The following is a 16,677-nucleotide window of genomic DNA, read 5'->3' as shown; positions in this document are numbered from 1 at the left end:
CTCGCGCCATGACCTCGTCAAGAGGGTGCGCGGCAGGTAAATCCCCTTCACGCGCGACCACTTGACGCACCCAAGCCACCGGCCCTACGGTCCAGGCGCCTGTGCGATTGAATCGTTTTCATCCAGCCGTCCCTGGAGGAAGCTCGTGATCAGCAGACGCCACCTGCTCGCCACCACCGCTGCCACCGGTACGGCCCTCACGGGTCTGCCCGCACTCACCCCGCCCGCCGCCGCGGAGAACCGCCCCGCCGCGGGACTGCGGATCCGGAGCACCACGGTCGAGTACGCCACCCACCCGCTCGGCCTGGACACACCCCGCCCCCGGCTGAGCTGGATCCTCGAATGCGACGCCCGCGACCAGGCGCAGAAGGCCTACCGCGTCCGGATCGCCACCTCCCCGGACCGGCTCGGCGACCCGGACGTCTGGGACAGCGGCAAGCGGAAATCGAGCCAGTCGGTCCTGGTCCCCTACGACGGCCCGGCGCTGCGCCCGCGCACCCGCTACCACTGGTCCGTACGCGTCTGGGACGACCGCGGCCGCCCCTCCCCGTGGTCCGCCGCCGACTGGTGGGAGACCGGGCTGCTCGGCGCCGGGCAGTGGCAGGCGCGCTGGATCACCGCACCCGCCGAGCTGACCGCGCCCCCGCGACTGGACGGCGCCAGCTGGATCTGGTTCCCCGAGGGCGATCCGGCCGCCGACGCCCCGGCCGCCACCCGCTGGTTCCGCACCACCGTCCGGGCCACCGCTACCGTCCGGCGCGCCCGCCTGGTCGTGGCGGCCGACGACGGCTTCACCGCCCACGTGAACGGCACCGAAGTGGCCACCCGCGAGGCGCTGGGCGTGGCCAAGGCGTGGGCCCACCCGCTCACCGTCGACGTCACCGAACACCTGCGCGGGGGATCGGCCACCCTCGCGATCGCGGCCACCAACGCCGAGCAGGGCCCGGCCGGTCTGCTGGCCACCCTGGAGCTGACCACCGAGGACGGCACCACCCACCACCACACCGACGCGACGTGGCGCACCACCGGCCAACGGCCGCCCGCCACGTGGACCTCCCCCGGCCACGACGACAGCGGCTGGACAGACGCCAAGGAGCTGGCCCCCTGGGGCGGCGGGCCGTGGGGCAGGGTGCTGCCGCAGGCGTCGCCCGCCCAGCTGCGCCGCACCTTCCGGCTCGCCCGGAAGCCCGTCGCCCGCGCCCGGCTGTACGCCACGGCGCTCGGCCTCTACGAGGCCCACGTCAACGGCGTCCGCGTCGGCCACGACCACCTGACCCCCGGCTGGACCGACTACCGCGAACGCGTGCGGTACCAGACGTACGACGTCACCGACACCCTCCGCCGAGGCACCAACGCCATCGGCGTGACCCTCGCCCCCGGCTGGTACGCCGGAAACGTCGCCTGGCTCGGCCAGCACCAGTACGGCACCCACCCCGCGCTGCTCGCCCAGCTGGAGGTCACCTACGCCGACGGCAGCACCGAGCGCGTCACCACCGGCCCCGAATGGCGCGCCGCCACCGGCCCGCTGCTGACCGCCGACCTGCTGATGGGCGAGGCGTACGACGCCCGCTTGGAGACCCCGGGCTGGACCTCACCGGGCTTCGACGACACCGGATGGCAGCCCGCCGCCACCGCCGCGGACATCACCGCCGAGGTGGTGGCCCAGACCGACGCGCCGACCCGGGTGGAGCGCGAGCTGACGCCCGTCAAACGCACCGAACCTGCCCCGGGCGTCCACCTCTTCGACCTGGGCCAGAACATGGTCGGCAGCGTCCGCCTCACCGTCTCGGGACCGGCCGGCCGCACGGTCCGGATCCGCCACGCGGAGGTGCTGAACCCCGACGGCACCGCGTACACCGCCAATCTGCGCACCGCCCACCCCGTGGACACGTACACCCTGAAGGGCGGCGGCACCGAGACCTACGAGCCGCGCTTCACCTTCCACGGCTTCCGCTACGTCGAGGTCACCGGCTACCCCGGCACACCGCCCCCGGGCGCGGTGACCGGCCGGGTCATGCACACCGCCGCCCCGTTCACCATGTCCTTCCGCACCGACGTGCCGATGCTCAACCAACTGCACTCCAACATCACCTGGGGCCAGCGCGGCAACTTCCTGTCCGTCCCCACCGACACCCCGGCCCGCGACGAACGGCTCGGCTGGACCGGGGACATCAACGTCTTCTCCGGCACGGCCGCGTACACCATGGAGTCGGCCCGCTTCCTCACCAAATGGCTCCAGGACCTGCGCGACGGGCAGGGCACGGACGGCGCCTTCCCCGATGTGGCCCCGGTCGTCAGCGGCCTCGGCAGCGGCACCGCGGGCTGGGGCGACGCCGGGGTGACCGTCCCCTGGAACCTGTACCAGGCGTACGGCGACACCCGGGTCCTGCGCGAGAACTGGTCCGCCATGCGCGACTGGATCGCGTACCTGGAGAAGCACAGCTCGGACCTGCTGCGCCCCGCCGAGGGCTACGGCGACTGGCTCAGCGTCGACGCCGAGACCCCCAAGGACGTCATCGGCACCGCCTACTTCGCCCACGCCACCGACCTCGTCGCCCGCACGGCACACGTCCTCGGCGAGGACCCCGCGCCGTACGAGTCCCTCCTCACCCGCGTCAAGGCGGCGTTCAACCGGGCGTACGTCACCGCCGACGGACGGATCAAGGGCGACACCCAGACCGCGTACGTCCTGGCTCTCTCCATGGACCTGCTGCCCGCCGCCCTGCGCCGCCCGGCGGCCGACCGCCTCGTCGCCCTGATCGAGGCCCGCGACGGACACCTGTCCACCGGCTTCCTCGGCACACCGCGGCTGCTCCCGACCCTCACCGCGACCGGCCACACCGACCTGGCGCACCGCCTCCTCAACCAGCGCACCTTCCCCTCCTGGGGGTACCAGATCGACCGGGGCGCGACCACGATGTGGGAGCGCTGGGACTCCATCAAGCCGGACGGCACCTTCCAGGACGTCGGGATGAACTCCTTCAACCACTACGCCTACGGCTCGGTCGGCGAGTGGATGTACCAGAACATCACCGGCATAGCCCCCGCCGCCCCCGGCTTCCGCCGGATCCTCGTCCGGCCCCGCCCCGGCGGCGAGGTGCGCTCCGCCGAGGGCCGCTACGACTCCCTCTACGGGCCGATCGCCACACGCTGGTCACAGCGGGACGGGGAGTTCACCCTCGCGGTCTCGGTACCGGTCAACACCACCGCCGAGATCTGGGTGCCCGCGCGCCGCGAAAGCGACGTGACCCAGCGGGGCGCCCGGTTCCTGCGGCTGGCCGACGGCTGCGCCGTGTACGCCGCGGGCTCGGGTTCGTACCACTTCTTGACGCGCACAGACCTGCGCGATTAGCTTTCTTGAATCGTTTCACTCCCAAGGAGACCCATGTCTGACGTTCCGGCCGTGAAGGCGGCCCTCAAGAGCCAGGCGATCGAAACGCCGTCATGGGCGTACGGCAACTCCGGAACCCGCTTCAAGGTCTTCGCCCAGCCCGGTGTCCCCCGCACCCCCCAGGAGAAGCTGGACGACGCCGCCCAGGTGCACGCCTTCACCGGCGTCGCCCCCACCGTCGCCCTGCACATCCCCTGGGACAGGACCGACGACTACGCGGCCCTCGCCAAGTACGCCCAGGAGCGCGGGCTGAAGCTGGGAGCGATCAACTCCAACGTCTTCCAGGACGACGACTACAAGCTGGGCTCGGTCACCCACCCCGACCCGGCGGTCCGCCGCAAGGCCGTGGACCACCTCCTGGAATGCGTCGACATCATGGACGCCACCGGCTCCCGCGACCTCAAGCTCTGGTTCTCGGACGGCACCAACTACCCCGGCCAGGACGACATCGCCGCCCGCCAGGACCGCCTCGCCGAGGCCCTGCGCACCGTCTACGACCGCCTCGGCGACGACCAGCGCATGCTGCTGGAGTACAAGTTCTTCGAGCCCGCCTTCTACACCACGGACGTCCCGGACTGGGGCACCGCCTACGCCCACTGCCTGAAGCTCGGCCCCAAGGCCCAGGTCTGCGTCGACACCGGCCACCACGCCCCCGGCACCAACATCGAGTTCATCGTCGCGCTGCTCCTCCGCGAGGGGAAGCTCGGCGCCTTCGACTTCAACTCCCGCTTCTACGCCGACGACGACCTCATGGTCGGCGCCGCCGACCCCTTCCAGCTCTTCCGCATCATGTACGAGGTCATCCGCGGCGGCGGCCTCACCTCCGACATCGCCTTCATGCTCGACCAGTGCCACAACATCGAGCCCAAGATCCCGGCGATCATCCGCTCCGTGATGAACGTCCAGGAGGCCACCGCCAAGGCCCTCCTGGTCGACCGCGACGCCCTCGCCGCCGTCCAGCGTTCGGGCGACGTCCTCGGCGCCAACGCGGTCCTGATGGACGCGTACAACACCGACGTACGCCCCCTCCTCGCCGAGGTCCGCGAGGAGCTGGGCATCGACCCCGACCCGATGGCCGCGTACCGGGCGTCCGGCTGGGCGGACCGGATCGTCGCGGAGCGCGTGGGCGGCGAACAGGCGGGCTGGGGCGCATAGCGCCGCGGATCCCCACCCCGCCCCTTCCCGAACACTGAGACAGCCCACACAGAGGACGACATGACCGCAGAACTCCACCCCCAGGCGGCCACGCTGCTGGAGCGGAGCCACCGCCTCGGTGCCGATCCGCGCAACACCAACTACGCGGGCGGCAACACCTCCGCCAAGGGCACCGACACCGACCCCGTCACCGGCCAGGACGTCGAGCTGATGTGGGTCAAGGGCTCGGGCGGTGACCTGGGCACCCTCGCCCCCGCGGGCCTCGCCGCACTCCGCCTGGACCGCCTCCGCGCCCTCACCGGCGTCTACCCGGGCGTCGAGCGCGAGGACGAGATGGTCGCGGCCTTCGACTACTGCCTCCACGGCAAGGGCGGCGCCGCGCCGTCCATCGACACCGCCATGCACGGCCTCGTCGACGCCGACCACGTGGACCACCTCCACCCCGACTCCGGCATCGCCCTCGCCTGCGCGGCCGACGGCGAAGCGCTCACCAAGGAGTGCTTCGGCAACGACGTCGTCTGGGTGCCGTGGCGCCGCCCCGGCTTCCAGCTCGGCCTGGACATCGCCGCCATCAAGAAGGCCAACCCCCAGGCCATCGGCTGCATCCTCGGCGGCCACGGCATCACCGCCTGGGGCGACACCTCCGACGCGTGCGAGGCGAACTCGCTCCGCATCATCCGCACCGCCGAGGAGTTCCTCACCGCACGCGGCAAAGCGGACCCCTTCGGCCCCACCATCCACACCACCCTCCCCCCGGCCGAACGCCGCGCCCGCGCCGCCGCCCTCGCCCCCGTGATCCGCGGCCTGGCCTCCACGGACCGCCCGCAGGTGGGCCACTTCACGGACAGCGACACCGTCCTGGACTTCGTCTCCCGCGCGGAACACCCCCGCCTGGCGGCACTGGGCACCTCGTGCCCGGACCACTTCCTCCGTACGAAGGTCCGCCCCCTGATCCTGGACCTCCCGCCGAACACCCCCCTCGACGAGACCATCACCCGCCTCAAGGAACTCCACACCACCTACCGCACCGACTACGCGGCCTACTACGACCGCCACGCCACCCCGGACTCCCCGGCGATGCGCGGCGCGGACCCGGCGATCGTGCTGATCCCCGGGGTAGGCATGTTCAGCTACGGCAAGGACAAGCAGACGGCGCGGGTCGCGGGCGAGTTCTACGTCAACGCGATCAACGTGATGCGCGGCGCCGAAGCAGTCTCCACCTACTCCCCCATCGAGGAGTCGGAGAAGTTCCGCATCGAGTACTGGGCGCTCGAAGAGGCCAAGCTCCAGCGCATGCCGAAGCCGAAACCCCTCGCCACCCGGGTCGCCCTGGTGACCGGAGCGGGCTCGGGCATCGGCAAGGCGATCGCCCACCGCCTGGTGGCCGAGGGCGCATGCGTAGTGGTGGCGGACCTGAACGCGGACTCCGCCACCAGCGTCGCCACCGAACTGGGCGGCCCCGACAAAGCAATCCCCGTAACAGCGGACATCACCAAAGAAGACGACATCAAGGAGGCCTTCACCACCGCCGTCCTGGCCTTCGGCGGCGTGGATCTCCTGGTCAACAACGCCGGGATCAGCATCTCCAAACCGCTCCTGGAAACGACGGCCCAGGACTGGGACCTCCAGCACGACATCATGGCGCGCGGCTCCTTCCTCGCCTCCCGCGAGGCGGCCCGCGTGTTCATCGCCCAGAACATGGGCGGCGACATCGTCTACATCGCCTCCAAGAACGCGGTCTTCGCGGGCCCGAACAACATCGCGTACTCCGCCACCAAGGCCGACCAGGCACACCAAGTACGCCTCCTGGCAGCCGAATTGGGCGGCCACGGCATCCGCGTCAACGGCGTGAACCCCGACGGCGTGGTCCAGGGCAGTGGCATCTTCGCGGGTGGCTGGGGCGCCCAGCGCGCGGCGGTGTACGGCGTGCCCGAGGAGAAGCTGGGCGAGTTCTACGCCCAGCGCACCCTGCTCAAGCGCGAGGTGCTGCCGTCCCACGTGGCGAACGCGGTCTTCGCGCTCACCGGCGGCGATCTGTCGCACACCACGGGTCTGCACATCCCGGTGGACGCGGGGGTCGCGGCGGCGTTCCTGCGCTGACGCGCGCGTGAGGGGGACGGGGTCGCAGGGGTGGGGTCCTGGACGATGACGTGTATGTGTGGCGCCTACTCCCGGCCCACCCCACGTTTCCGAGCACCGGCGCCAAAAATATACGAGTCCAGGGCCCTGCCCCGGAGGCCCCGGCACCCGCCCCCTGCCGAACCACCGCAACCAAGAACCCACCACCCACCACGAGGTCAAGGTGCCCCCCAAAGAACCCCGCTTCGCCGCCGTGGACCTCGGCGCGTCCAGCGGCCGCGTCATCGTCGGCCAGGTCACCCCGGACACCCTGACGCTCCACGAGGTGCACCGCTTCCCCAATGACCCGGTACGCCTGGGCGGCACCCTGCACTGGAACATCCTGTCCCTCTACCAGGGCGTCCTGACCGGCCTCAAAGCAGCCGCGGAGGCCACCGCCACCCCGCTGACCAGCATCGGCATCGACTCCTGGGCCGTCGACTACGGCCTCCTCGACGCCACCGGCACGCTCCTCGCCACCCCGGTCCACTACCGCGACACCCGCACCACCGGCACGGCGGACACCGTCTCGGCAGCGATCCCACCCCGAGACCTGTACGCCGCCACCGGCCTCCAGCACCTCCCCTTCAACACGATCTACCAGCTCATCGCCGCCCAGGGCACCCCCGCCCTGGCCGCCGCCCACCGCCTGCTCCTGATCCCGGACCTCATCTCGTACTGGCTGACGGGCGAGGCGGGCACCGAGCTGACGAACGCCTCCACCACCCAGCTCATCGACCCGCGCACCCGCACCTGGTCCAGCCACGTCGCGGACACCCTCGGCATCGACCTGTCCCTCTTCCCGCCCCTACGCCTCCCCGGCACCCCCGCCGGAACCCTGTGCCCGGACGTCCTCGCCGAGACCGGCCTTCCGCATCCCACCCCCGTGACGGCGGTCGGCTCGCACGACACCGCTTCGGCCGTCGTCGGGGTCCCCGCCACGAGCCCCCGCTTCGCGTACATCGCCACCGGCACCTGGTCGCTGGCCGGGCTGGAGCTGGACGCGCCGGTCCTCACCGAGGCGAGCCGGCTGGCGAACTTCACCAATGAGCTGGGCGTGGACGGCACGGTGCGCTATCTGCGCAACATCATGGGCCTGTGGCTGCTCCAGGAATGCCTGCGCACCTGGGAAAACACCGGAACCACGAGAAGCGGCCTCACCGCCCTCCTCGACGCGGCCGCCGAGGCCACCCCGCTCCGCTCCGTCGTGGACGCGGGCAACCCCGCGTTCATCCCTCCCGGCGACATGCCCGACCGCATCGCCGCCGCCTGCCACCGCACCGGCCAGCCCGCACCCCGTACCCCCGCCGAGACGACCCGCTGCGTCCTGGATTCCCTCGCCCTGGCGCACCGCCGCGCGATCGAGGACGCGGTGCGCCTGTCGGGCCGTACGGTCGACACCGTGCACATCGTCGGCGGTGGCGCGCACAACACACTCCTCTGCCAGCTCACCGCCGACGCCTGCGGCCTCCCGGTGGTGGCGGGCCCGGCCGAGGCGGCGGCACTCGGAAACGTCCTGATCCAGGCGCGCACGGCCGGAACGATCAGCGGCGGGCTGCCGGAACTCCGCGCACTCCTTCACAGCACCCAGCCGCTGAGGCAGTATGAGCCCACAGGTGATCATTCCGCGTGGAACAGGGCAGCCTCCCGCCTGGAAGGCACACAGGTCACCGGGACCGAAGCAGCCGAGGAGGAACGGTGCGGGTAGCGCTCTTCATCACCTGCGTCAACGACACGCTCTATCCGCGCACCGGTCAGGCCGTGGTCACCCTGCTGGAGCGGCTGGGCGTGGAGGTGGGATTCCCACCCGAACAGAGCTGCTGCGGCCAGCCGCAGTTCAACACCGGCTACCGCCACGACACAGAACCCCTGCTCCGCCGCTACGCCACCGCCTTCCGCGACTACGACTACATCGTCACGCCCTCCGGATCGTGCGCCGCGATGGTGCGCGACAACTATCCGAGGATGGGTGCGAAGGCGGCCGCCGAGGGCCGAGGCCACGAGCTGGCCGACCTCGCCGCGACGGCCGCCCCGAAAACGTACGAGCTGACCGAGTTCCTGACCAACGTCCTCAAGGTGACGGACGTCGGCGCCTACTACCCCCACACGGTGACGTACCACCCCACCTGCCACGGTCTGCGCATGCTCGGTCTCGGCGACGGGCCGCGCGCGCTCCTCACCGCGGTCAAGGGGCTGGACCTGGTGGAGCTGCCGGGCGCGGAGGAGTGCTGCGGTTTCGGTGGCACGTTCGCGGTCAAGAACGCGGCCGTGTCGGCGGCGATGGGCGCGGACAAGGCGCGCAACATCACGTCGACCGGTGCCGAGGCGATCTGCACGGTCGACAATTCCTGCCAGATGCACATCGGCGGCACGCTCGCCCGCCAGGGTTCGGCGGTCCGCCCGGTACACATCGCCGAGATCCTGGCCAGCACGGAAGGAGATGTCTGGTGAGCGGTACCCACCAAGCCACCTACCTGGGAATGCCCGCCTTCCCGGCGGCGGCCGACGCCTCCACCCGCAACACCCAGCTGCGCGCCAATCTGCGCCACGCCACCCACACCATCCGCGCGAAGCGCGCCACGGCCGTGTCCGAGCTGGACGACTGGCAGGGGCTGCGCGCCGCGGGCGCGGCCATCAAGGACCGTACGCTGCGCCACCTCGACCACTATCTGGAGCAGCTGGAGAACGCGGTCACGGCGGCCGGTGGCCAGGTGCACTGGGCGGCGGACGCGGACGAGGCGAACCGCATCGTCACCGAGCTGGTGCGGGCGACGGGCGAGCGCGAGGTCGTCAAGGTCAAGTCGATGGCGACGCAGGAGATCGGCCTCAATGACGCCCTCACCACCGCCGGGATCACGGCGTACGAAACGGATCTCGCCGAGCTGATCGTGCAGCTCGGCGACGACCTCCCGTCCCACATCCTGGTCCCGGCGATCCACCGCAACCGCGGCGAGATCCGCGACATCTTCACGGAGCGGATGGCCGAGTGGGGCCGGCCGGCCCCGGAGGGCCTGACCGACGCCCCCGCCGACCTGGCGGAAGCCGCCCGTCTCCACCTCCGCGAGAAGTTCCTCAACGCCAAGGTGGGGATCTCCGGCGCCAACTTCATGATCGCGGAGACCGGCACCCTGGTCGTCGTCGAGTCCGAGGGCAACGGCCGGATGTGTCTGACCCTCCCCGAGACGCTGATCTCCGTCGTCGGCATCGAGAAGGTGGTGCCCACCTTCCAGGACCTGGAGGTCTTCCTCCAGCTCCTCCCCCGCTCCTCGACCGCGGAGCGGATGAACCCGTACACCTCCACCTGGACCGGCACCACGGACGGCGACGGCCCGCGCGCCTTCCACCTCGTCCTGCTGGACAACGGCCGCACCGACACCCTCGCGGACACCGTGGGCCGCCAGGCGCTGCGCTGCATCCGCTGTTCGGCGTGTCTCAACGTGTGCCCGGTGTACGAGCGGGCGGGCGGCCACGCGTACGGCTCGGCGTACCCGGGCCCGATCGGCGCCATCCTGACCCCGCAACTACGCGGCACGCAGAGCGAGTTGGACGCCTCCCTCCCGTACGCGTCGTCTCTGTGCGGCGCGTGTTACGAGGTGTGCCCGGTGGCCATCGACATCCCCGAGGTCCTGGTGCACCTGCGGGAGCGCGTGGTCGAGGGCGGTCCCGCCTCCGTCCGTGGCACCCGTACGGTCATCAAGCCCGCCAAGGGCCACGCGGCAGAGCGGGCCGCGATGCGGGCCGCGCGCTGGGCCCTGGACCACCCCGGGGTGCTGCGCACCGGCCAGCGCCTGGCCGCCCGCACCCGCCGTTTCCACCCGCGCCGCCTGCCGGGGCCGGGGCGGGCGTGGAGCGATACCCGGGAGGTGCCGAAGGTACCGGCGGAGTCGTTCCGCGACTGGTGGCAACGGACACGGGGCCCTGGTGGGACCGTGGACGGCCGAGACATGAGGAACACCCCATGAACACATCCCCCTCCGGCTCCCGGGCCCTGGTGATGGCCCGTATCCGCCGCGCCCTGGCGGATGTCCCGCGCGCCGAGACACCACTCGATGTCGCGGTCGACCGTACGTACCACCGCGTACACGGCGACCGCACCGCCGCCGAGACCGTCGACCTGCTGGCGGAGAACCTCGCCGACTACCGCGCGATCGTCCACCGCACCACGGCCTCCGCCCTGCCCTCCCTGATCGCGAGCCTGCTCACCGCGCGCGGCGCGACGAGCGTCGTCGCCCCGTCCGGCCTGCCCGCCGAGTGGCTGTCCGCCACCGATGCCGTGCGGCTGACGGACTCCCCCGACCAGACCCCGCACGACCTGGACGACGTGTCCAGCGTGGTCACCGCCTGCGCGGTGGCCATCGCCGAGACCGGCACCATCGTCCTGGACGCCGACAGCGACCAGGGCCGCCGCCGCATCTCCCTCGTCCCCGACCACCACATCTGCGTGATCCGCGTCCCGTCCCAGGTCGTGGACTCGGTCCCGCAGGCCCTCGAACTCCTCGACCCGGCCCGCCCGTTGACGTGGATCTCGGGCCCGTCGGCGACGAGCGACATCGAACTGGACCGCGTGGAAGGCGTCCACGGCCCCCGCACCCTGGAAGTCGTCCTCGTCGCTGGCTGAGACCCTCACCACACACTCGCCACGAATTCGAACACACCGCCTACCCTTCATCGCTCGCGGTGACCGAGTGTCGTACGGTGCTGGTTGGATTGGGGCCGTGTCGAAGGGGAGGGCGAACGGTGAGCGGTGGCGAGGGCGGCGCCAAGGGTGGCAACGCGGACCTGGCTCTGGACAAGGATTCACAGGCGCTGATCGTCAAGGGGCTGCGCGGGGCGATCGATGAACTGGCGGACGTCGGCTCCGCGTCGGACGCGGAGATGGGTGCCGGGTTCGAGGATCTGTCGATGACGTCCATGGAGGCCGGACACAACGGCCTGGCCAAGGACTTCGAGGACTTCTGCGAGCTGTGGGACTGGGGTGTGCGCGGCCTGATCGAGGACGCCAGCAAGCTCGCGGAGAAGGTGGGACTGGCGGCGGGCTCGCAGTGGGAGCAGGAGCAGTACGCCCAGGGGACGTTCAAGGTCACCGCGAACGCGATCGCGGGCAATCCGCACCTGAGCGAGGAGGAGGTCGTCAAGAAGGGCTGGGGGGAGCTGTACTCGTCCGACACCTACGACCCTGACTACAGCAAGGAGTCCTTCGAGAAGAGCCAGGCCGACGTCAACAAGATCTGGGAGGCCACCGGCGAGGAGACGTCCCAGAAGGCACCCGGCCTTCAGCACGCCAGCGAGCAACTCGCCCAGCAGGCGGCAGAAGAGGGCGACCGCTGATGGGGTGGGACCTGACGCCCGACTGGGCGGACAACGCCATCGAGAAGGGCACCGAGGCCCTCGGCGACGGCGTCGAATGGGCCGGTAACAAGACCGCGGACGGCCTCGACAAGGTCGGCTGGGAGAGCGGCGCGGACTTCGTCCGCGACAAGTCCCGCTCCACCGCGAACTACCTGGGCGCGGACGTCGCCGAGATGCAGCTCGGGGAGACCGAGGACCCCAAGAAGCTCATCTACGGCAGCGTGAACAAAATCCGCTCCACGGTGAAGCACCTGAAGGACTTCCAGTCGGCGTTCGAGAAGGTCGGCAACGGCCTGAAGGCGCTGGACTCCTCCCACTGGAAGGGCGAGGCCGCCAACGCCTTCCGGGAGGAGGTGTCGGTCAAGCCGAAGGAGTGGTTCAAGGCGGCGGACGCGTGCAAGAAGGCCGCCGGGGCGCTGGAGGACTTCGCCGGGACCGTGGAGTGGGCGCAGGGCCAGGCGCAGGACGCGATCGACGCGTACAAGGCGGCCAAGACCGCCTCCGAGGAGGCCCGCTCCGCGCACAACGCCAAGGTGGACGCGTACAACACCGCCGCCGAGGCATACAACGCGAAGGCGGACGACGGCAAGGACCCCGGCAAGAAGCCCACCAAGCCGGGCGAGTTCCACGACCCCGGCACCGCCAAGGCGAAGGCCGCGCAGGAGAAGCTGGACGAGGCGCGCCGCCAGCGGGACGAGGCCGTCGTCGCGGCGCGCAAGGCAGTCCAGCAGGCCAAGGACGCGGCCCCGCCGAAGCCGTCATACGGCAAGCAGGTCGAGGCCGGGCTGGATGGCCTGAACGCGGACGCGATGCACCTCACCGGCGGCATCCTCAAGGGCAGCGCCGGGTTTGTCGGCTTCGCACGGTCGGTGAACCCGTTCGATCCGTACAACCTCACCCATCCTGCCGAGTACTACACGAGCCTGAACAAGACCGCGGCACAACTCCACACGGTGGCCAGCGACCCGGGCAAGGCCTTCAAAGGCATGCTCGACGGGTTCGCCAAGGATCCCGCCGAAGGCACGGGACGGCTCCTCCCCGAACTCTTCGGCGCCAAGGGCCTCGGCGCCGCCCGCAAGGGCGCGACCGCCGGCAGGCACGGGCCGAAGGGTAAAGCGCGCGAGACCCTGAACAACGAAGGACCGCACGGCCGTGGGCACAAGGACGGCGAAAAGACGTGCGACGGTACGGACCCGATCGACCTCGCGACGGGGAAGATGTTCCTGCCGCAGACCGACGTCTCCCTGCCCGGCGCGTTGCCACTGGTGTTCATGCGCCGGGTGGAATCCGGCTACACGGCGGGGCGCTGGTTCGGGCCGTCCTGGACGAGCACGGCGGACCAGCGGCTGGAGATCGACGCCCAAGGTGTCGTCTTCATCAGTGATGACGGGCTGCTGCTGTCCTACCCGCACCCCGCACCCGAGATCCCGACCCTCCCCGAGGCAGGCCCCCGCTGGCCCCTCGAACGCGACCCCCAAGGCGACTACACCCTCACCGACCCTGACACCGGCCGCATCCGCCACTTCACCGGTCCACGGGACGTGGACCCCGGCGGCGACGGGATCGCGCTGCTGGAGCAGATATCCGATCGCTCCGGCCACTGGATCACCTTCGAGTACGACGCCGAGGGCACCCCGACCACCATCGCGCACAGCGCCGGATACGAGCTGAAGCTCAGCACCGCCGAGGGCCGGATCACCGCCCTCCACCTGGCGGGCGCCGCCGAGGACGGCGGCGATCAGGAGCTGATCCGCTACGCGTACACCGACGGCAACCTCACCCATGTGACGGGCTCCTCCGGCCTGCCCCTGCGCTTCGAATACGACGAAGACCGTCGCGTCATCTCCTGGACCGACACCAACGACCGCCGGTACGACTACGTCTACGACCACCGGGACCGCTGCGTCGCCGAGGGCGGCGAGGCGGGCCACGTAGCCGTCCGCATCAGCTACGACGCGGTCGAACAGACAACCGGCCACCGCGTCACGACGGTCACGACGCCCCAAGGTCACACCACCCGGTACGTCATCAATGACCTCTGCCAGGTCATCGCCCAAACCGACCCTCTGGGCCACACCACCCGCTCCACATACGACCGCTACAACCGACTTCTGTCCCGCACCGACGCACTGGGCCGGACCACCACCCTCACCTACGACGAAGCGGGCCACCTCACCCGGATCACCGCCCCAGACGGCAGCGAGTCGACGGCGACGTACAACGACCTCGGCCTGCCGACGTCCATCACCGGCCCGGATCGCGCCACCTGGTCCCAGACGTACGACGAGGCAGGCCGCCGCACCTCGTCCACCGACGCGGCGGGCCACACCACGCACTACACGTACGACTCGTACGGCCACCTGTCGTCCGTCACCAACGCGCTGGACGAAACCACGCTGGTCCACTGCGACAAGGCGGGCCTCCCAGTAAAGATCACCGACCCCCTGGGCGCGGTGACCCGCTACGAACGCGACGCCTTCGGCCGCCCCATCACCATCACCGACGCGGTCGGGTCCGCCACCCGCCTCACCTGGACGGTGGAAGGCAAACTCACCCGCCGCACCAACCCCGATGGCTCCACAGAGACCTGGACGTACGACGGCGAAGGCAACTGCACCACCCACACCGACGCCATCGGCGGCACCAGCACCTTCGAGTACACCCACTTCGACCTGCTCGCGGCCCGCACCGGCCCGGACGGCGTCCGCTACGAGTTCGAGCACGACGCTGAGCTGCGCCTCACCCAGGTCACCAACCCACAGGGCCTGACCTGGTCCTACGAGTACGACCCTGCTGGCCGCCTGACCTCCGAGACGGACTTCGACGACCGCACGGTCACGTACGAACATGACGCGGCCGCCCAGCTGATCCGCCGTACCAACCCCCTGGGCCAAACCGTCACGTATGAACACAACACACTCGGCCAAATAGCCCGCAAGACCGCCGATGACCAGGTAACGACCCTCACCTACGACCCGGCAGGCCGTCTCACCGCAGCCACCGGCCCCAACACCGAGGTGGTCTACCAACACGACCGCCTGGGCCGAATCAAGTCGGAAATGATCAACGGCCGCGTGCTGGCCCACTCGTACGACCCCCTGGGCCGCCGCACCCGCCGCGTCACGCCAAGCGGCGCGATCACCACGTACGCCTACGACGCGGCAGGCAACCGCACCGCCCTGACCGCCGGAGGCCACACCCTCGCGTCCGAACACGACGAGGCGGGCCGCGAGACGACCCGCCACATCGGCGACACCCTGACGGTCACCAACACCTGGGACCCTCTGGGCCGACTGACCACCCAGTCCCTCACGGACGCATCTACCACGTCCCCCATCCAACACCGCGCCTACACCTACCGTGCGGACGGCAACATCACCGCCGTAAACGATCGTCTGAACGGCGCGAGCACCTTCGACCTGGACTCGGCAGGCCGCGTGACAACAGTCCGCGCCGCTGGCTGGACCGAGACGTACGCCTACGACGAAGCAGGCAACCAAACCCAAGCAACCTGGCCCACCACCGGTGCACCCCAGGAGGCCACCGGCGAACGCAGCTACACCGGTACCCGCATCACCCGCGCGGGCGCCATCCGCTACGAACACGACGACGCGGGCCGCCTCACCCTCCGCCAGAAGACCCGCCTCTCGAAGAAGCCCGACACCTGGCACTACACCTGGGACGCAGAAGACCGCCTCACCAGCGTCACCACGCCCGACGGAACCCTCTGGCGCTACCAGTACGACCCCTTCGGCCGCCGCACCACAAAACAACGCCTCGCCCCCGACGGCGAAACCGTCCTGGAGCAAACCGACTTCACGTGGGACGGCCCCACCCTCATAGAACAAACCACCACCACCCCAGACCTCCCCAACCCCATCACCCTCACCTGGGACCACGACGGCCTGCGCCCCATAGCCCAGACCGAACGCATCACCGAAGCAACCACCCAGCGCGAAATCGACGCCCGATTCTTCGCCATCATCACCGACCTCGTCGGCACCCCCACCGAGCTCGTCGACGAATCCGGCACCATCGCCTGGCACACCCGCTCCACCCTCTGGGGCACCACCACCTGGGCCGCCAACAGCACCACCTACACCCCCCTCCGCTTCCCCGGCCAATACTTCGACCCAGAAACCGGCCTCCACTACAATTTCCACCGCTACTACGACCCAGCTTCCGCCCGCTACCTCTCCCCCGACCCCCTGGGTCTACTTCCCGCCGACAATCCAGCGATCTACATCCACAATCCTCACACTTGGACAGACCCGCTTGGCCTGGCCCCAAAGTGCCTGAACGAACTTGGCAAGGAAGGGAAAGACGCAAACGAAGACTTCATACCCGGATCCGCCGAAGGACAAAAACTAGCCGATCACCTCCGAAGGAAATCTGCCGAATCCCTCTTCAACGAGAACGGATGGCTCACCCCGCAGGCCATCACGGAATCGCGTCGCATCATTTCTGGTGACGACATCCAAAATACGGCAGTCCGTAATCACATGACAGCAGATGGCAGCAATCTCAGCGACTGGGGCAAATACACGACCAGGACACATCAATCCCCATACGGGAATTTCCAGGTCCACTACTACTACAACCCCGAGACGGGCAGAGTACTGAATTACGACTATAAAGTCGTCATGGACAGAAGGAGGCAATAA

Annotated in this window: 9 protein-coding genes; all 9 read left to right on the top strand. The window is 70.1% G+C overall.

The window, feature by feature from the left end:
* Positions 1-145: 145 nt before the first annotated feature.
* The 9 genes from ACZ6CL_RS14000 (at position 146) to ACZ6CL_RS13960 (ending at position 16,677) form a co-directional block, all read left to right on the top strand.
* Positions 146-3,352: an alpha-L-rhamnosidase gene (locus ACZ6CL_RS14000; RefSeq protein ID WP_468935484.1), complete on the top strand. Its 3,207-nt coding sequence runs from the start codon at positions 146-148 to the stop codon at positions 3,350-3,352.
* A gap of 33 nt (positions 3,353-3,385) precedes the next feature.
* Positions 3,386-4,546 (top strand): L-rhamnose isomerase, encoded by a 1,161-nt coding sequence (rhaI, locus tag ACZ6CL_RS13995; RefSeq protein ID WP_468935482.1) that lies wholly within the window; start codon positions 3,386-3,388, stop codon positions 4,544-4,546.
* A gap of 60 nt (positions 4,547-4,606) precedes the next feature.
* Complete coding sequence (locus ACZ6CL_RS13990) at positions 4,607-6,646, top strand: bifunctional aldolase/short-chain dehydrogenase (protein ID WP_468935480.1); 2,040 nt, start codon at positions 4,607-4,609, stop codon at positions 6,644-6,646.
* A 202-nt stretch (positions 6,647-6,848) separates the two neighbouring features.
* Entirely contained in the window at positions 6,849-8,372 is a 1,524-nt protein-coding gene (locus ACZ6CL_RS13985) for a rhamnulokinase (protein WP_468935477.1), read from the top strand.
* The gene (locus ACZ6CL_RS13980) at positions 8,363-9,115 is read left to right on the top strand and encodes a (Fe-S)-binding protein (protein WP_468935475.1); all 753 of its coding nucleotides are present in this window, start codon (positions 8,363-8,365) and stop codon (positions 9,113-9,115) included. The genes ACZ6CL_RS13985 and ACZ6CL_RS13980 overlap by 10 nt, the downstream gene beginning before the upstream one ends.
* A 29-nt stretch (positions 9,116-9,144) precedes the next feature.
* Complete coding sequence (locus tag ACZ6CL_RS13975; RefSeq protein WP_468936037.1) at positions 9,145-10,626, top strand: lactate utilization protein B; 1,482 nt, start codon at positions 9,145-9,147, stop codon at positions 10,624-10,626.
* Positions 10,623-11,282: a LutC/YkgG family protein gene (locus tag ACZ6CL_RS13970; RefSeq protein WP_468935472.1), complete on the top strand. Its 660-nt coding sequence runs from the start codon at positions 10,623-10,625 to the stop codon at positions 11,280-11,282. Before ACZ6CL_RS13975 ends, ACZ6CL_RS13970 begins: the two co-directional genes overlap by 4 nt.
* A gap of 119 nt (positions 11,283-11,401) precedes the next feature.
* A complete protein-coding gene (locus ACZ6CL_RS13965) occupies positions 11,402-11,992 on the top strand; it encodes a hypothetical protein (protein ID WP_468935471.1) in 591 nt (196 codons plus the stop codon).
* A complete protein-coding gene (locus tag ACZ6CL_RS13960; RefSeq protein WP_468935468.1) occupies positions 11,992-16,677 on the top strand; it encodes a putative T7SS-secreted protein in 4,686 nt (1,561 codons plus the stop codon). Before ACZ6CL_RS13965 ends, ACZ6CL_RS13960 begins: the two co-directional genes overlap by 1 nt.

This window comes from Streptomyces sp. NPDC041200 (assembly GCF_055591805.1).
The sequence above is the reverse complement of the archived record's forward strand: the minus strand, read 5'-3'. Positions and strand labels throughout refer to the sequence as shown.

Coding starts and splice junctions, on each gene's coding strand:
- ACZ6CL_RS13960 (WP_468935468.1), top strand. CDS start 11,992: ATGGGGTGGGACCTGACGCCCGACTGGGCGGACAACGCCATCGAGAAG.
- ACZ6CL_RS13975 (WP_468936037.1), top strand. CDS start 9,145: ATGCCCGCCTTCCCGGCGGCGGCCGACGCCTCCACCCGCAACACCCAG.
- rhaI (WP_468935482.1), top strand. CDS start 3,386: ATGTCTGACGTTCCGGCCGTGAAGGCGGCCCTCAAGAGCCAGGCGATC.
- ACZ6CL_RS13990 (WP_468935480.1), top strand. CDS start 4,607: ATGACCGCAGAACTCCACCCCCAGGCGGCCACGCTGCTGGAGCGGAGC.
- ACZ6CL_RS13970 (WP_468935472.1), top strand. CDS start 10,623: ATGAACACATCCCCCTCCGGCTCCCGGGCCCTGGTGATGGCCCGTATC.